Annotated in this window: 1 pseudogene; it reads left to right on the plus strand. The window is 54.0% G+C overall.

Features of this window, described 5'->3' with window-relative positions:
* Window positions 1–290 precede the first annotated feature (290 nt).
* Window positions 291–582 (plus strand): annotated as a pseudogene (locus NW820_RS13395) (hypothetical protein); the annotation flags it as partial.

Consider the following 582-nt stretch of genomic DNA (forward strand, 5'->3'; position numbering starts at 1 on the left):
TGGGTATACTTGAGACTAGACTCAAGGTTTGCCTTTGAGTTTCCCTGGGGTGAGCTGGGCAGCTCTTGCTAAAGACGTTGACCCCAGCAAGTTTTTGAAGGAGATCTGCCATGGCTTCCCGCAACTCAAAATCCCGCTTTCGTCACCCGATAGCTCCCTTGATTTTGGCTTCCTCCCTCGTAGGAGGAGTGGCGGCTTGTTCCCTTACTTCGGATCCTCCGGCTGTGGGGTGAGCTGGGCAGCTCTTGCTAAAGACGTTGACCCCAGCAAGTTTTTGAAGGAGATCTGCCATGGCTTCCCGCAACTCAAAATCCCGCTTTCGTCACCCGATAGCTCCCTTGATTTTGGCTTCCTCCCTCGTAGGAGGAGTGGCGGCTTGTTCCCTTACTTCGGATCCTCCGGCTGTTACTCAGCTTCCCCCGACAATTTCAGCTCAGGCGCCAGAAACAGCAGTGCAGGGCTCTGAGAGCATTGCTTTCTACTACGACGGGGTAAAAACCTCGGTCACGATTGAGGATGCGGCAGTCCTTTTTGCCGCCTGCACCCTCAACACCAACGACTCCGGGAAGATTGTTAACTTTG

Source organism: Synechococcus sp. R55.7 (genome assembly GCF_047461955.1).
Classification (GTDB): Bacteria; Cyanobacteriota; Cyanobacteriia; order Thermostichales; family Thermostichaceae; genus Thermostichus.